The organism is Paraburkholderia ferrariae NBRC 106233, from assembly GCF_000685035.1.
Taxonomy (GTDB): Bacteria; Pseudomonadota; Gammaproteobacteria; order Burkholderiales; family Burkholderiaceae; genus Paraburkholderia; species Paraburkholderia ferrariae.
Window position 1 is genome coordinate 602,669 of the sequence record NZ_BAYB01000002.1, and the last position, 13,807, is coordinate 616,475.

Sequence of the window (13,807 nt, forward strand, 5' to 3'; positions counted from 1 at the left end):
CGTCGCATGAGGTAAACACGGTAGGCGCCCCCGTTCTGCACGATCCGGAAAAACAGTAGTATCTGAGCGAGTGCCAAGGCAGCATTCGCTTCCGGGTAGCATCGAAGCGTGCCTCGGTTCGTCGGTCCAGCGTAGATCGTCGACTACGGAGAACAGCATGACATGCGGAACCCGGCTTGCCCGTTTGTGCTTGTCGTTGGGGTTGCTCGTTGCAGTCGCTGCTTGCCATGACAATAAACCCGCCGCGTCGGCGCCGCCGGCCGCGAACGTGGACGCCATCGACGTTGCCCTGCGCGACGTGCCGGTGGTTTTCGACTACGTCGGCCAGACCGAGAGTTCGCAGCAGGTCGAGATTCGCGCACGCGTGAATGGCTTCCTCGAGCGGCGCGTCTATACCGAAGGCTCGCTGGTTCATGAGGGCGACGTCATGTTCGTCATGGACCGCAAGCCGTTCCAGGCGCAACTCGATGCGGCCCAGGCCGAATATGCGCAGCAGAAGGCGCGGCTCGATACGGCGCAAGCCAATCTGAATCGCGTGCGCCCGCTGGCCGCGAAGAATGCGCTGAGCCAGAAAGACCTCGACGATTCGCTCGGCCAGGAGCAGGCCGCCGCGGCCGCGCTCGATCAGGCGCGCGCCAATGTCACGAGCGCGAGCCTGAATCTCGGCTACACCACGATCACCGCGCCCGTCACGGGGCTGTCCAGTTTCGCGAAGAAGCAGGACGGCTCGTATATCGACGCGTCCAACAGCCTGCTCACCTACGTCGCGAAACTCGATCCCATGTGGATCAACTTCTCGCTCTCCGAAAACGAATTGCTCGATCTGCGCACGCAGACGAAGAACGGCACGCTCAAGCTGCCCGGAGTCGGCAAGCTCGAAGCCGTCATCGTGCTGGCCGACGGCAGCATCTATCCGCAGCGCGGGCGCATTGCGTTCACCGACGCCTCGCTCAGTTCGGAGACGGGCACCTACCTGATCCGCGCGGCGGTGTCCAATCCGGACGGCGCGCTGCGTCCCGGCCAGTTCGTGCGGATCAGGCTCGTGGGTGCGGAGCGCCCGAACGCGATTGCGGTGCCCCAGGATGCGGTGATCCAGGGGTCGCGCGGCGCATTCGTCTGGACTGTCGATGCCGATGGCAAGGCGCAGCAGCGCGCGGTCGAGACCGGCGAGTGGAACGGCAACGACTGGGTGATTCGTTCAGGACTCCATCCCGGTGACAAAGTCATCATCGACAACACGCTGCGCCTGATGCCGGGTGCGCCCGTCAAGGTGAACGTGGTGCCGGCGCCCGCGCCCGCAGTCAACGTGGCGGCGCAGGGCACGGCATCCGATGCGGCGGGAGGCAATGCTGCGCCGCCTGCGGCCGGTGCCAGCGGTGCGGGTGCGGCGGGGGCCTCCGGCGGGCAGGGCGCGGCCAGTCCGAACGCCCGTGCGAACCCCGATGTGAACCATAGTGCTGCCGGCGCCACCGCCGATAACGGCACCTCAACCGCGGCCAGCGCGGCTCCCGCCGGCGAGCGCACGTCGCTCTACTTCCCGCTCGGCAGCGCGAGCCTCGACGCCCAGTCGGCCGGGGCGCTCGCCGCCGTCGCGAAGACGCTCGCCGGCTCGCCCGACACGCGCGTGGTGATCTCCGGCTACACGGATTCGAGCGGTTCGTTTGCGCAAAACGAACGTCTCGCCAAGGCGCGCGCGGCGACCGTGCGTGCCGCATTGATCGTGGCGGGGGTGGAGAATGCGCGCATCGAGATGCGCAAGCCCGCGCAGATCGTGGCCAACGATGCGCCAGACAAATCCCGCCGCGTCGACGTGACGCTCATGCACGCGGCGGGAGGCTGATCGATGAAGTTCTCCCACTTCTTTATCGACCGGCCGATTTTTGCGTCGGTGGTGTCGATCGTGCTCGTGGTGGCCGGTCTCGTGGCCATGGTCAACCTGCCCGTCGCGCAGTTTCCCGATATCGCACCGCCGCAGATCACGGTGAGCGCGACCTATCCGGGCGCAAGCGCGGAGGTCGTCGCGCAGAACGTGGCCGCGCCGATCGAGCAGCAGGTCAACGGCGCCGACAACATGATGTACATGAGTTCGTCGAGCTCTTCGACGGGCAACATGACGCTCACGGTGTACTTCAACATCGGCACCGATCCTTCGCTGGCCCAGGTGGACGTGCAGAACCGCGTGAACCTCGCCGCGCCCACGCTGCCCGACGCCGTGACGGCGCAAGGCGTTTCGGTGCAGAAGCGGTCGTCGGCGTTCATGATGGTGATCGCCATCTATTCGCCCGACAACGCCTACGACCAGGCCTATGTGGCGAACTATGCCAACGTCTACGTGCTCGATGCGCTCAAGCGCATTCCGGGCGCGAACCAGGCGTCGATATTCGGTTCTGCTGACTATGCGATGCGCATCTGGCTCAAGCCCGACCGCATGGCCAGGCTCGGCATCACCGTCTCCGACGTGCAGAACGCGATCAAGGCGCAGAACCAGCAGTTCTCTGCAGGGCGCCTCGGCCAGTCGCCGACCGGCGGCCCGGTCCAGCAGACGTTCCCGGTGGCGACGAAGGGGCGCCTCACCGAGCCCTCGGACTTCGACAACATCATCCTGCGCGCGAGCGCCAACGACGCTGCCATCGTGCGCATCAAGGACATCGGCCACGCCGAACTCGGGGCGAAGGATTACTCGCTGCGCGGGCGCTATAACGGCAAGACGGCCACGCTGATCGCGGTCTATCAGCAGCCCGGCGCGAACGCGCTGCAGGTAGCCAAACAGGTGCGCGAGACGCTCGAACAACTGCACAAGAGCTTTCCGCCGGGCCTCAAGTACGAAGTGGCGCTCGACACGACCGAGTTCGTGCACGAATCCATCGTCGAGGTCCTGCATACGCTGCGCGACGCGGTGATACTCGTGATCGTCGTGGTGTTCGTGTTCCTGCAGAGTTTTCGCGCCACGCTCGTGCCGATACTGGCCGTGCCCGTGTCGATCATCGGCGCGTTCATCGGCATGACGGCGTTCGGCTTTTCGATCAACATGCTCACGCTGTTCGGCATGGTGCTCGCCATCGGCATCGTGGTGGACGATGCGATCGTGGTGATCGAGAACGTCGAGCGCAACATGAGCGAGTTCAAGCTGCCGCCGAAGGAGGCGGCCAGGCGCGCAATGGACGAGGTGAGCGGCCCGGTGGTCGCCATCGTGCTCGTGCTGCTGGCGGTGTTCATTCCGGTGGCGTTTCTTTCCGGCATCACGGGGCAGCTTTACAAGCAGTTTGCGGTCACGCTCGCGGTTTCGGTGGTGTTGTCGGGCGTCGTCGCGCTCACGCTGTCGCCCGCGCTCGCGGCCATCCTGCTCAAGCCGGGCGAGCACAAGAAGAACCGTTTCTTCAGATGGTTCAACGAAAAATTCGATTCGCTCACCGAGGGCTACGGCCGCTGGGTGCAGGCGGCCATCCGGCGCGTGGTGCTCTCGATCGGGTTGATCGTCGTGATGATGATTGCGACCGGCGGCCTCTTCAAGACGATTCCCTCGTCGTTCGTGCCGGTGGAAGATCAGGGCTATCTGCTGGGCGCGGTCGTGCTGCCCGATGCGGCGAGCCTCGACCGCACGGGCGAGCTCTCGAAGAAGGCCGAGGACTGGTTCGCGAGGCAACCGGCCGTGAGGTCGGTGGCCGCGCCGATCGGCTACAGTCTGATCGATTCGCAGTACAAGTCGAATGCGGGCACGCTCTTCATCACGCTCAAGGGCTTTGGCGATCGCGGCGAAAACGGTACGGCGCAGGATCTGATCCGCGATGCGAGCCGGGCGTTCGCCGGCTTCAAGGACGGTGTGGTCGTGCCGCTCAATCCACCATCCATCCCGGGTCTCGGCACGACGGGGGGCTTCGAGTTCTGGCTGCAGAGCACGGGCGACGGCACCTACCAGCAGCTCGAAGAGAAGGTGCGCCAGATGATTGCGAAGGCGCGCCAGAACCCGGCGCTGCGCAGCGTGAATTCCACCATCAATACGCGCTCGCGCCAGTTGCTCGTGGAAGTGGACCGCGAGCGCGCCGAAACGCTCGGCGTGCCGGTGCAGGACGTGTATTCCGCGCTGCAGACGATGTTCGGTTCGTCGTACGTGAGCCAGTTCCCGAAAGGCAGCCGTCTCTTTCAGGTGATCGTGCAGGCCGAGCCGCAATACCGCACGCAGCCCGACGACATCCAGCAGCTCTACGTGCGCAATGTCTCCGGCCAGATGGTGCCGATCAAGGCCGTGACGACGTTCCGCTTCGTGCCCGGCGCCGATATCGTGACCCGCTTCAACAATTTCCCCGCCGCGAAAATCACGGGCGACGCCGCGCCGGGTCATAGCTCGGGCGAAGCCATCGCGGCAATGGAGGAGATCGCGCGCGAGACGCTGGGCGACGGCTACAGCTACGAGTGGAGCGGTCAGGCCTACGAAGAAAAGAAGGCGGGATCGACGGCGGCCATGGTGTTCGCCTTCGCACTCCTGATGGTATTCCTCATTCTCGCGGCACAGTACGAGAAGTGGTCGCTGCCTGTTGGCGTGCTGCTTGCCGTGCCGTTCGCGATTTTCGGGGCGCTCGTGGGTATCTTCATACGCGGCATGGAAAACGACGTGTATTTCCAGATCGGCCTGACCGTGCTGATCGCACTGGCGGCGAAGAACGCGATCCTGATCTTCGAGTTCGCCGTGGAAATGCGCGAGAAGGAAAACATGACGCCTTACGAGGCCGCGCTCGGGGCCGCAAAGTTGCGCCTGCGGCCGATTGTCATGACCTCGCTCGCGTTCATTCTGGGTTGCGTGCCGCTCGCCATTGCAAGCGGGGCCTCGGCGGCGAGCCGGCGCTCGCTCGGCACGGGTGTGATCTTCGGCATGCTCGGCGCCACGCTGATTGCGCTCTTCTTCATCCCGATGTTCTTCTGGGGGCTGGAGACGCTGTCTTCGCGCAACAAGGCGAAGGCCGCACCCGATGCGCCGCCGCCGGCTCTGCCGCCCGCCGCGCCGCCTTCGCAGGAGGGCTGAGCCATGAAGCCCGCATGGAACCGGAATCGCGCAAGGAATCCGCTCGTGGCGCTCGTGGGCGCGGCATGCCTCGCGGCCTGCGCCGTGGGACCCGATTATCACCGTCCCGCCGTCGATACGCCTTCCACGTTCCGCTTCGCCGCGCCCAACGCCGAAGTGGTCGATGCCTCGCTCGACTGGTGGACCCAGTTCAACGACCCGGTGCTGAACGACCTCATCGCGAAGGCACTCGCGCAGAACAAGGACCTGGGCATCGCGGCGGCGCGTGTTGAGGAGTACTACGGGCGCTATGTGGTCACGCGCGCGGGACTCTTCCCGCAGATCGGCGCGAACTTCGGCGGCTCGCGCAGCCGCGGCGTGCCCGCGCCGGGCTATCCGCCAGCGGTCGGCAACCAGGTGCAGCTCGAAGGCACGGCATCGTGGGAGCTCGATCTGTTCGGCCGCCTGCGCCGCCTGACCGAAGCCGCGCGCGCCGATTACCTAGGCACCCAGGCCGCGCAGCAGGCCACGCGCATCGCGCTGATCGCGAACGTTGCCACGGCCTATCTGCAACTGCGCGATTACGACAACCAGTTGAGCATCGCGCAGGAAACGCTCAAGAGCCGCCAGGGCGCGCTCGAACTCTTCCAGGAGCGCTTCGGCGGCGGCGTGGTGTCCATGCTCCAGTTGAGTCAAGCCCGGTCGGAGTACGAATCGGCGCTGGCCTCGGTGGCTTCGATCCAGCAGCAGATCGCGCAGCAGGAATCGGCTATTTCACTGTTGCTCGGCCAGAATCCGGGGCCGATTCCGCGCGGCAGATCGATCACCGAACTCACGGCGCCGGCCATTCCCGCGGGGCTGCCTTCCTCGCTGATCGAGCGGCGCCCCGATATCCTGCAGGCGGAGCAGGCGCTCGTTTCGGCCAATGCCTCGATTGGGGCGGCGCGGGCGCAATACTTCCCGCAGATCTCGCTCACGGGGCTATTCGGCGCGGCGAGCACGGCGCTTTCCGGCCTGTGGACCGGCCCGGCGCGCGTGTGGTCGTTCGCGGGCTCGGTTACGCAGCCGATCTTCGAGGGCGGGGCGATTGCGGGTTCGGTGCATCAGGCCGAAGCGGTGCGCCAGGAGGCGTTGCTGAGCTACGAAGAAACCATCCAACAGGCCTTCGCCGACGTGGAGAATGCGTTGGTGGGCATTCAGCGCACGCGCGACCAGTTGAGCGCGACTTCGCGCCAGGTGGAGGCGCTTGCGCAGTACACGTCGCTTGCGCGCGATCTGTTCGAGGGCGGATTTACGAGCTATCTGGAAGTGCTCGACGCCGAGCGCAATCTCTTCTCGGCACAACTGCAGCAGTCGGCGCTGCAGGATCAGGAGCTGGCGCAGATCGTCGGCCTCTACAAGGCGCTGGGCTACGGCTGGACGCCGGCCGCCGACGCCCGGGCGAACACCGGGCAGCCCGCGCCGGCAGTGCCGCTCGCCGCGAGCGCGGCGCAGTCGTAGCGAAGGGTGGGATCAGGGCCGCTTTTGCGGCCCTTGGCGTTGCTGCATGCATGCGTGCGTGCAGGCGTTATGTTCTGAAGAAAAGCGCTGCGACTCCGTCGTTTGACGGAGTCGCAGCGCGCTCGCGGCACCGACGGGTGCCGTTGCGAATGAAGGGACAGCTCAGTCCGCTGCGCGCCGGTCGGCCAGCGCGAGTTCGCAGTCCTTGAGCACCTGCAGCACGAGCTTGGCCTGGTAGTTCAGGTCGTCGGTGTCGAGAATTTCCTCGACAGCGTCGCGCGCCCACGCGGCATCCACGAACCAGGCGTGCTGCTGTGCGATGTCCTGCGCGAGTGCGGTGAGCTTCGCGACCGCCAGCCAGTCGGCCTCGCGCCCGTGACGGTCGAGCCACTTGTGGGCCGCCTGGACGTGAAAGGCCGCATTGGGCCAGCTTTCGTTGAGGTAGTAGGCTCCCAGGCTCCCGCACGTGAGCCAGCAGAGCAATTCCACGCGGTCGCGCGGACTTAGGTGGTGGCGTACATCACTCATGGCAACGCTCGCTAAAGTAACAGCGTTCGATGGACGGGCACGCTCAGGTGTTCGACTCCGACGTTAAAACGATACCACGCCGCGCGCAAATGCGCCGCACCTCGAATGGCAGGAAAAACGCGAGTAGCAGGTGTAGCGTCGCCTGGCTCGCGCTCGCGCGCCAGTCAGGACAGACACCAGGATAGACACCAGAGGACTGACGCCGGGAGCGGCAGCCCTCATGGCGGAGCAGCACGCGGCGTACCCCGGTGTCGGGCGGGACGGATTGCCAGGGATGCCGAATGAACGGCTGCTGCTGGCAGCACGGGGACCACAGTGCTGCCGTGCGTGGGGTCAACGCATTCGCGCGCGCCCGCTCAGGGCAGCAGCCAGAGCGCGACGGCGTAGATCAGCAACGAAACCGCGAACGTCACGGCGGTATAGCCCATGACGCGCTGGATGCGGATGCCCGCAATCGCGACGATCGGCACAGCCCAGAACGGCTGCAGCATGTTCGAAACGTTCTCGGCCATCGCGACGGCCATGGCCGTGCGCGGCACCGAGGCATGCAGGCTCAGCGCTGCGGGCAGCACGAACGGCCCCTGCACGGCCCAGTGGCCGCCGGCGCTCGGCACGAACAGCGTGATGATGAGCGAGCTCAGATAGCTCCAGAGCGGCAGCGAAAGCGGCGTGGCGATGGTCACGAAGGCCTTGGCGATCATCGAGGCGAGCCCGGTGCCCTTCATGACGCCCATGATGCCGCCGTAGATCGGGTATTGAAGCAGCATCGAGCCGGTCTGGCGCGCGGCGCCGCGAATCGCATTCGCATAGGCGATGGGCGTGCGCTGAAGGGCAAGGCCGATCAGCAGAAAGATCAGGATTGTGGTGTTGATGTCCAGATCGAAGCCCTTTTCGCGCCACTCCATCGCGAGGTAGCCCACGCCGAGCACGAGCAGGAAGAGCGTGCCGAGCATCGACTGTTCGAGGCGCGTGGCGAAGGTGGGCGTGTCGCTGGTTTTCGCGTGCGGGTCGGCGCTGGACGTATCGGTATCGGTTTGCGCCGCTTGCCGGAACGAAACCACCTGGTCCGCCTTCGGATGCATGCGGATGAAGATGAACGTCATCACGACCACCACGAGCACGGTGGGCACGAAAACGAACGGCGCAAAGATGGTGGCGGAAAGCGGCACGACCTGGCCCGTCGCTTTTTCGACGAGATTGAGCGCGTTGCCGTGCGAGGCCTGAGACAGTGCGATCGAACTGGAGAGGCCGCTGTTGCAGATCGACCAGGCCGAGTAGCTGCCCGCGACCAGCCACGCGAAATCCACATTGACGCGCCGCGCGATCTCGCGCGAGAGCAGGGCGCCGACGATCAGGCCGAGCCCCCAGTTGAGCCACGCCGCCACCGCGACAACCGGGAACACCAGCAGCGCGGCGCGCGCGGGCGTTTGCGCATGAGCGGCGAGCGCGCGCAGCCCGCGCTGCACGACGGGCGCCTCGGCGATGGCGTAGCCGGTCGCGAGAATCAGGATCATCTGGAGCGCGAAGCCGAGGATGCCGAAGGTGCCGGTGTACCAGGCGTCGAGCAGCGTGGGCACGTTGCCGTGGGGCGCAATGGCGAGCGCCAGCACGGCGACGAAGAAAGTCAGGCCGATGGAGAGGACGAACGGGTCGGGCATGACCCGTTCGAAGACATAGACGAGGGCGGCGACAACGCCGCGGCGGCCGGTGGTGGCCGCGCTCGGGGCGGGATAGGTGTCTCGTTGCATGCTGGTGTTACGGTTGCGTGCGGCTGCGGGCGCACCGTGCACTGGGGGCGGCCGGGACCGTTGGCGTGCCGGCGTGCGCCGCGCGCGGCCGGGCCGTGGCGTGTGACGCTGGCCGACGCAATCGGCTGTGCTCCTCCATGTGCGCGTGGCGTAGGCCCGTCGCAGCAGGTTCATGTTGCGTCTTCGGCAAGAAGACGGCCTGCCCGTTCTTGTTTTTACTGGATGTTCATAATTCGAACATCATTTCGTTAATCGAACTACGCCATATTCGCTGTATGCCTGGTGGATGTCAAGCGGATCTGATGGCGGCAAGGCCATGAGCCAGCGGTTTTTCTGGTTCTTTTGTATCTCGGCGATAAGTGAAAGCAGTGTGAAAGCAGAGGGCCGCACGTGCATGCGGCGGTATGTCTGCAGCGTGGGTTGATCTTCCCTCAGTCTTTCGCAGAACGATGTTTCATAACGTTTTCGCCCGCGAACGCCGCACCCGGCCGCCACGATAGCAGCGCCTCCAGCCGCTGAAACCCCGCGCAACCCTGTCTACAATGCAATCAGCACGGCGCGCTCGCGCCTTGCACCTGCAACGCCCCAACGGAGGCTGGCGATGACGATACGTCTAGGTGAAGACGCACCCGATTTCACGGCGGAGACGACCGAAGGCACGATCCGCTTTCACGAATGGATTGGCGACCACTGGGCCATCCTGTTCTCGCATCCGAAGGACTTCACGCCCGTGTGCACCACGGAGCTGGGCTACATGGCGCGCCTGAAGCCCGAATTCGACCGGCGCAACACGCGCATCATCGGGCTTTCCATCGACCCCGTGAGCGACCATCGCAACTGGGTCAAGGATATCGAGGAGACCCAGGGCGCGGCGGTCAACTATCCGCTCATCGGCGACGCGGATCTCACGATTGCGAAGCTCTACGACATGATTCATCCGAACGCGAGCGGCGGCGGCCCGCGCACGGCCGTGGACAATGCCACGGTGCGCTCGGTGTTCATCATCGGACCGGACAAGAAGGTCAAGGCCATGCTGGTCTACCCGATGAGCGCCGGACGCAATTTCGACGAGGTGCTGCGCCTGCTCGACGCGCTGCAGCTCAACGCGAAGCACGCGGTGGCGACGCCGGTGAACTGGAAGCCGGGCGACGACGTGATCATCCCGACCTCGGTTTCGGACGATGCGGCGAAGGCGAAGTATCCGCAAGGGTTCAAGACGCTCAAGCCGTACCTGCGCGTCGTCGAACAGCCGAAGTGAGGGCGCGGCGAGTTGCAGCGGGTGTCGGTTGAGATGCGGGTTGCGGTTCGGGTTGCGGGGGAGGGGCGCCGCCGCGCGGCGACGGTAAAATGAGCGCCGGCTGACCCCGGCCGCTCATCGGCCTCTAACCAGAACGAACCCATGCAAAAGAAACCGGTCCGCAGCACCGCGGTGCCCGCCTACGAACAGATCAAGCGGTACGTCCTCGAGCAGATCGAAGAGGGTGCCTTGCGCCCGGGCGATGTCGTGCCCTCCGAAACGGAGATGGTCAAGGAGTTCGGCGTCGCGCGCATGACGGTCTCGCGGGCGCTGCGCGAGCTGATGGCCGAGGGCGTGCTCAACCGCGTGCGCGGCTCGGGGACCTACGTGGCGCCCCGGCAGTACGAATCGACGGTGCTGCAGATCCGCAATATCGCCGACGAAATCGCCGCGCGCGGCCATCGCCACACGGCGCGCGTGCTGGCGCTCGAACCGGGCGACGACCCTTCGGCCATTGCCGCGCTCGAACTCGCATCCGGGCCGGTGTTCCACTCGCGCATCGTGCACAGCGAAGAGGGCGAGCCGATCCAGTACGAGGACCGCTACGTGAATCCCGAAGTGTTCCCGCACTATCTGGAGCAGGACTTCACGCAGGAGACGCCCAATCACTACATGGTGCGGCTCGCGCCCGTGCAGCGCGCCGAGTTCCGCATCTATGCGCAGAAGCCCGATGCGCGTGTGCGGCAGTATCTGGAGATGGAGATTGGCGAGCCGTGCCTGCTGCTGATCCGGCGCACGTGGGTCGGCCGGCACGTGGCGACTTCGGTGCGGTTGTGGCATCCGTCGTCGCGTTTTCATCTTGCCGGGACGGTTTGAGCGCGTTTTTCCTGAGGGATTGCGGCCTGCCGACCGTGCACGCCTGCCGTACACCGCGCTATTAGCCAATGCGGATCTTTGCGCGGGCGACCAGGAGCACAGCGACATGCTGATCGGCTACACGGAAGAGGGCGCGCGAACTCACCGTCGTGCCCTACGTGCACGCGATGTTTTCCACGGGGCACGATGCCGCCAATCGCGAAGTCTTCCGTGCCGGGGATCCGGCGAATCTCGACTTCGTGGGGCTCGCGCTGCACGGCCCTAAAAAGGCCGTGGACAAGGCCGTAAAAGGGCTGCCCCTGCACGCGCGAGCGCGCGCTACGAAAGCGCGCGCAAGTGCTGGCGCAGTTGATCGACCGCCCCGGGATCGAAGGGCCGCTCGATTTCGGCATGCGTTTCCTGCCAGACGGGGAACGCCCTCGCGAGCAGCTTCCGGCCCTCGGGCGTGAGGTTGAGCAGCCGGCTGCGCTTGTCTTCGGGGTCCTGCCCGATGACGACGAGGCCGCGCCGCTCCAGCGGCTTGAGCGCGGCCGTGAGTGTGGTGCGATCCATCGCCAGCAGCGAGGACACGTCTTTCATCGCCGGCGGCTGTGGCCGGTTGAGCGACATCAGCAGCGAAAACTGCCCGTTCGTGAGCTCGAACGGGCGTAAGGCTTCGTCGAAAATGCGCGCGAGATTCCGGGCTGCCCGCTGCATATGCAGACAGAGGCAGCAATCGCGCACCATCAGCGTGGTTTCGAAGGGAAGTTTGTTGTCCGTGCGTGCCATGTTGCAATTATGTTGATATCAACCTATATTGTCAAGGCGCGGCGGCCGGCAGGGCATCGTTTCGCCGCGCCTTTCACCAGACGGAGGACACATGAGTGATCAGCACTTGTTTCTCGCCGTATATCTTGGCCGCAAGGACAGTCCGCAAATGAAGGCGTGGGACGCTCTTTCGGAGAGCGGGCGGCATGGCAGGGCGCAGGAGGGCATGCGCGCCTGGAAAGCGTGGGTTGAAAAGCATCAGGCTGATATCGTCGATATCGGCGGCCCGCTCGGCAAGACCCTGACCGTCGGCACGCACGGCATCGAAGCGACCGCCAACGCCATGACTGGCTACACGGTCATCAGGAGTGCTTCGCAAGAAGAGGCCGCGAAGCTGTTCGAAAACCATCCGCATTTCTCGATCTTTCCGGGCGAATCGGTGGAAGTGATGCCGGTGATGCCGATTCCCGGCGGTTGAGCACCGCCCTGTGCGGTGGCGTACCAGGCGCGCCGCATCGCGGAGATTCGATGCGCCGTGGCCTGCCAGGAGGAGGGGGTTTCGTCAATCTGGAGACTCGTCATGAAGCTTTACGGATTTCCCGGAACGCGCGCGCAACGCGCGCTTTGGGGGCTGAAGGAAGTCGATGCCGATTTTGAGTACGTGCATGTCAACCTGCTCGAGGGCGAGCACAAGCGGCCCGAGTTCCTGCGCATCAACCCGGCGGGAAAGGTGCCGGTGCTGGTCGATGGGGATCGCGTCATTCCCGAGTCGGCTGCCATCGTGCTGTATCTCGCCGAAAAATATCCGGAGAAGGCCTTGCTGCCCGCCGATATCGAGGAACGGGCGCAGGCTTTTCGCTGGACGCTGTTTGCGGTCACGGAGCTCGAACAGCCGCTCTGGCGCATCACCCGGCATACGTTCCTGTATCCGCCGGACCGGCGCCTGTCTGCCGATATCGAACTCGCGCGCGACGATTTCATGACCATGGCCGCGATTCTCGAGCAGCATCTCGAAGGGCGCCAGTTCATTGTCGGCGAGCGGCTCTCGGTGGCCGACTGCGTGACCGTCTACCTGATCGACTGGGCCAATGAGGCCGGCCTGATCGATTCGTTTCCCGGTTTGCAGGCGTACCTCGAACGCCTGTACGCGCGCCCCGAGGCGCCCCCGCGCATTGCCGATGCGCGCAAGGCGGCGTGACCCGCAGCACGTCTGATCGACTGCGCGCCGCAGCCACGTGCTGCGGCGCGCTTTTTTATTGTCTAGACAATGTCTGCCGGGCTCGTCGCGAAGAGCCGGCGTTCGCTACCTGATTTTCCGTAGATTTTCAGGGTAATTCCCTACGTCAACCCATTCGAAACGAGTTGTATATACAACTTGGTGGCGTTAGACTTGGCGCACGCCGCAGCGCTGTGCTGCCCCCGGACCGAATCACTGAATACGTACGGACGCCATGAACCACCCCAACTTCACCGATCCCCGCCTCGACCCCACCCGCACGATCCGCGCGCCGCGCGGCAGCGAGAAGATCTGCAAGACCTGGCTGGCCGAGGCCGCCTACCGGATGATCCAGAACAATCTGGACCCCGAGGTCGCGGAGCATCCGCACGCGCTCGTCGTGTACGGCGGCATTGGCCGCGCCGCGCGCAACTGGGAATGCTTCGACCAGATCCTGGCGTCGCTGAAAGACCTCAACGAGGACGAAACGCTGCTGATCCAGTCGGGCAAGCCGGTGGGCGTGTTCCGCACCCATACGGACGCGCCGCGCGTGCTGCTCGCGAACTCGAACCTCGTGCCGCACTGGGCCACCTGGGAGCACTTCCACGAACTCGACCGCAAGGGCCTCATGATGTACGGCCAGATGACCGCGGGCAGCTGGATCTACATCGGCTCCCAGGGCATTGTTCAGGGTACTTACGAAACCTTCTACTCGGTGGCGAACCAGCATTTCAACGGCAACCCGAAGGGCCGCTGGATTCTCACCGGCGGTCTCGGCGGCATGGGCGGTGCGCAGCCGCTGGCCGCGACCATGGCAGGCTTCTCGATGATCGCCGTGGAGTGCGACGAGACGCGCATCGACTTCCGCCTCAAGACGCGCTACGTGGACCGCAAGGCGAAGACGCTGGATGAAGCGCTCGCCATTGTCGAAGAAGCGAAGCAGACCGGCAAGCCGGTTT

The 13,807-nt window shown here is 65.1% G+C and carries 10 protein-coding genes and 2 pseudogenes; 9 read left to right on the forward strand and 3 right to left on the reverse strand.

Annotated features, from left to right (window positions below; translation table 11 throughout):
- Positions 1 to 157 precede the first annotated feature (157 nt).
- From BFE01S_RS37150 to BFE01S_RS03035, 3 genes are read left to right on the forward strand one after another with little or no spacing between them, the layout of a single operon-like run.
- Positions 158 to 1,840 carry an efflux RND transporter periplasmic adaptor subunit gene (locus BFE01S_RS37150; protein ID WP_042337022.1) on the forward strand — a complete coding sequence of 561 codons (1,683 nt, stop codon included), beginning with the start codon at positions 158 to 160 and terminating at the stop codon, positions 1,838 to 1,840.
- Between the two features lie 3 nt (positions 1,841 to 1,843).
- On the forward strand, positions 1,844 to 5,017 hold the full coding sequence (locus tag BFE01S_RS03030; RefSeq protein ID WP_028224333.1) for an efflux RND transporter permease subunit: 3,174 nt from the start codon (positions 1,844 to 1,846) through the stop codon (positions 5,015 to 5,017).
- Between the two features lie 3 nt (positions 5,018 to 5,020).
- Positions 5,021 to 6,496, forward strand: a complete 1,476-nt coding sequence (locus BFE01S_RS03035) for an efflux transporter outer membrane subunit (protein WP_042337024.1) — start codon at positions 5,021 to 5,023, stop codon at positions 6,494 to 6,496.
- Between the two features lie 162 nt (positions 6,497 to 6,658).
- Here BFE01S_RS03035 and BFE01S_RS03040 read toward each other — a convergent pair whose 3' ends face one another.
- Together BFE01S_RS03040 and BFE01S_RS03045 are read right to left on the reverse strand one after the other, a co-directional pair.
- Positions 6,659 to 7,024, reverse strand: a complete 366-nt coding sequence (locus tag BFE01S_RS03040; protein WP_028224335.1) for a hypothetical protein — start codon at positions 7,022 to 7,024, stop codon at positions 6,659 to 6,661.
- A 356-nt stretch (positions 7,025 to 7,380) separates the two neighbouring features.
- Positions 7,381 to 8,772 (reverse strand): short-chain fatty acid transporter, encoded by a 1,392-nt coding sequence (locus BFE01S_RS03045; protein ID WP_028224336.1) that lies wholly within the window; start codon positions 8,770 to 8,772, stop codon positions 7,381 to 7,383.
- 601 nt (positions 8,773 to 9,373) lie between these two features.
- Between BFE01S_RS03045 and BFE01S_RS03050 the strand changes: the two genes are divergently transcribed.
- The 3 genes and pseudogenes from BFE01S_RS03050 to BFE01S_RS42470 form a co-directional block, all read left to right on the forward strand.
- Positions 9,374 to 10,030 (forward strand): peroxiredoxin, encoded by a 657-nt coding sequence (locus tag BFE01S_RS03050; RefSeq protein ID WP_028224337.1) that lies wholly within the window; start codon positions 9,374 to 9,376, stop codon positions 10,028 to 10,030.
- Between the two features lie 141 nt (positions 10,031 to 10,171).
- Entirely contained in the window at positions 10,172 to 10,885 is a 714-nt protein-coding gene (gene hutC, locus BFE01S_RS03055; protein WP_084169475.1) for a histidine utilization repressor, read from the forward strand.
- Between the two features lie 131 nt (positions 10,886 to 11,016).
- Positions 11,017 to 11,193: pseudogene (locus BFE01S_RS42470) on the forward strand (DUF2000 family protein); the annotation flags it as partial.
- 10 nt (positions 11,194 to 11,203) lie between these two features.
- Here BFE01S_RS42470 and BFE01S_RS03060 read toward each other — a convergent pair.
- Complete coding sequence (locus BFE01S_RS03060; protein WP_028224339.1) at positions 11,204 to 11,653, reverse strand: MarR family winged helix-turn-helix transcriptional regulator; 450 nt, start codon at positions 11,651 to 11,653, stop codon at positions 11,204 to 11,206.
- A 91-nt stretch (positions 11,654 to 11,744) separates the two neighbouring features.
- On the opposite strand from BFE01S_RS03060, the gene BFE01S_RS03065 reads away from it, so the two are divergent.
- The 3 genes and pseudogenes from BFE01S_RS03065 to BFE01S_RS03075 form a co-directional block, all read left to right on the forward strand.
- Entirely contained in the window at positions 11,745 to 12,110 is a 366-nt protein-coding gene (locus BFE01S_RS03065; protein WP_028224340.1) for a YciI family protein, read from the forward strand.
- A 102-nt stretch (positions 12,111 to 12,212) separates the two neighbouring features.
- The gene (locus tag BFE01S_RS03070; protein WP_028224341.1) at positions 12,213 to 12,830 is read left to right on the forward strand and encodes a glutathione S-transferase family protein; all 618 of its coding nucleotides are present in this window, start codon (positions 12,213 to 12,215) and stop codon (positions 12,828 to 12,830) included.
- A gap of 253 nt (positions 12,831 to 13,083) precedes the next feature.
- Positions 13,084 to 13,807: pseudogene (locus BFE01S_RS03075) on the forward strand (urocanate hydratase); the annotation flags it as partial.

Excerpts from the sequence above, each read along its gene's own strand:
- BFE01S_RS03035 (WP_042337024.1), top strand. The coding sequence starts at position 5,021 with ATGAAGCCCGCATGGAACCGGAATCGCGCAAGGAATCCGCTCGTGGCG.
- BFE01S_RS03065 (WP_028224340.1), top strand. The coding sequence starts at position 11,745 with ATGAGTGATCAGCACTTGTTTCTCGCCGTATATCTTGGCCGCAAGGAC.
- BFE01S_RS03050 (WP_028224337.1), top strand. The coding sequence starts at position 9,374 with ATGACGATACGTCTAGGTGAAGACGCACCCGATTTCACGGCGGAGACG.
- BFE01S_RS37150 (WP_042337022.1), top strand. The coding sequence starts at position 158 with ATGACATGCGGAACCCGGCTTGCCCGTTTGTGCTTGTCGTTGGGGTTG.
- BFE01S_RS03060 (WP_028224339.1), bottom strand. The coding sequence starts at position 11,653 with ATGGCACGCACGGACAACAAACTTCCCTTCGAAACCACGCTGATGGTG.
- hutC (WP_084169475.1), top strand. The coding sequence starts at position 10,172 with ATGCAAAAGAAACCGGTCCGCAGCACCGCGGTGCCCGCCTACGAACAG.
- BFE01S_RS03070 (WP_028224341.1), top strand. The coding sequence starts at position 12,213 with ATGAAGCTTTACGGATTTCCCGGAACGCGCGCGCAACGCGCGCTTTGG.
- BFE01S_RS03045 (WP_028224336.1), bottom strand. The coding sequence starts at position 8,772 with ATGCAACGAGACACCTATCCCGCCCCGAGCGCGGCCACCACCGGCCGC.
- BFE01S_RS03030 (WP_028224333.1), top strand. The coding sequence starts at position 1,844 with ATGAAGTTCTCCCACTTCTTTATCGACCGGCCGATTTTTGCGTCGGTG.
- BFE01S_RS03040 (WP_028224335.1), bottom strand. The coding sequence starts at position 7,024 with ATGAGTGATGTACGCCACCACCTAAGTCCGCGCGACCGCGTGGAATTG.